Origin of the sequence: Mesorhizobium sp. M7A.F.Ca.CA.002.04.1.1, assembly GCF_004022805.1 — a bacterium.
GTDB lineage: Bacteria > Pseudomonadota > Alphaproteobacteria > Rhizobiales > Rhizobiaceae > Mesorhizobium > Mesorhizobium ciceri.
In genome coordinates this window covers 6614-8340 of sequence record NZ_RZPL01000198.1, presented here as the reverse complement: position 1 = coordinate 8340, position 1727 = coordinate 6614, and the positions used below count along the sequence as shown (strand labels likewise).

Sequence of the window (1727 nt, the reverse complement as noted above, 5' to 3'; positions counted from 1 at the left end):
CTCCCCTACTCCCCTACTCCCCTATTCCCCTACCTCGCATTTTCGGGGTTACATCAGTCAAAACTCTTCCCTATAAGGCCCTCCTAGCCTGATACCAGAATCGCGAGCACAACCGGCCGGGTCTTCCCGTCCCGGTTTTTTGTGCAAGCCGCCCGCCGAACGGACCTTTGACATGCCAAGACGCACTGACATCAAGTCGATCCTGATCATCGGGGCCGGCCCCATCGTCATCGGCCAGGCCTGCGAGTTCGACTATTCCGGCACGCAGGCCTGCAAGGCGCTGAAGGAGGAAGGCTTCCGCGTCATCCTGGTCAATTCCAACCCGGCCACCATCATGACCGACCCGGAACTGGCCGACGCCACCTATATCGAGCCGATCACGCCTGAAGTGGTGGCCAAGATCATCGCCAAGGAGCGGCCCGACGCGCTGCTGCCGACCATGGGCGGCCAGACCGCGCTCAACACCGCTCTGTCGCTGCGCCGCATGGGCGTGCTCGAGCGCTACAATGTCGAGATGATCGGCGCCGACGCTACCGCCATCGACAAGGCCGAGGACCGCGCGCTGTTTCGCGAGGCGATGAAGAAGATCGGCCTGGAAACGCCGAAGTCGATGCTGGCCAACGCCACCGACGTCAAGAACACCGACCGCAAGACGCATGAGGCCGAGCGCGCGGCGCTCAAGGCCGAGAAGCCGGCCGATCTCGACGCCGCGCTCGATGCGCTGGAAACCCGCTGGAACCTCGGCGAAGGCGACCGCAAGCAGCGCTATATCAGCCATGGCATGGCGATCGCCGCCCAGGCGCTCGACCATGTCGGCCTGCCGGCCATCATCCGCCCGTCCTTCACCATGGGCGGCACCGGCGGCGGCATCGCCTACAACCGCGCCGAATTCTACGAGATCGTCCAGTCCGGCCTCGACGCCTCGCCGACCACCGAAGTGCTGATCGAGGAGAGCGTGCTCGGCTGGAAGGAGTATGAGATGGAGGTCGTCCGCGACAGAGCGGACAATTGCATCATCGTCTGCTCGATCGAGAACATCGACCCGATGGGCGTGCATACGGGCGATTCGATCACCGTCGCCCCGGCGCTGACGCTGACCGACAAAGAATACCAGATGATGCGCAACGCCTCGATCGCCGTGCTGCGCGAGATCGGCGTCGAGACCGGCGGTTCCAACGTGCAGTTCGCCGTCAACCCGGCCGATGGCCGCCTGGTGGTGATCGAGATGAACCCGCGCGTCTCGCGCTCGTCGGCACTTGCCTCCAAGGCGACCGGCTTCCCGATCGCCAAGATCGCGGCAAAACTCGCCGTCGGCTACACGCTGGACGAGCTGGAGAACGACATCACCGGCGGCGCGACGCCAGCCTCGTTCGAACCGAGCATCGACTACGTCGTCACGAAGATCCCGCGCTTTGCCTTCGAGAAATTCCCCGGCGCCGAGCCGGTGCTGACCACCGCCATGAAGTCGGTCGGCGAAGTCATGGCCATCGGCCGCACCTTCCAGGAATCGCTGCAGAAGGCGCTGCGTGGACTTGAAACCGGCCTGACTGGTCTGGACGAGATCGAGATTCCCGGTCTCAGCCATGGGGGCCTCGGTTCCGCCAACCATGCCGACGACCGCAACGCCATCCGCGCAGCGCTCGGCACGCCGACGCCCGATCGGCTGCGCATGGTGGCGCAGGCGATCCGCATGGGCACCTCGTTGGAGGACGTGCACGCCATGTGCA

General features: G+C 64.8%; 1 protein-coding gene. It reads left to right on the top strand.

Annotated elements, in window-relative coordinates:
• Positions 1-172: 172 nt before the first annotated feature.
• Positions 173-1727 (top strand): carbamoyl-phosphate synthase large subunit (carB, locus tag ENZ75_RS35095; protein WP_245481153.1); only part of this gene is annotated, 1555 nt, incomplete at its 3' end.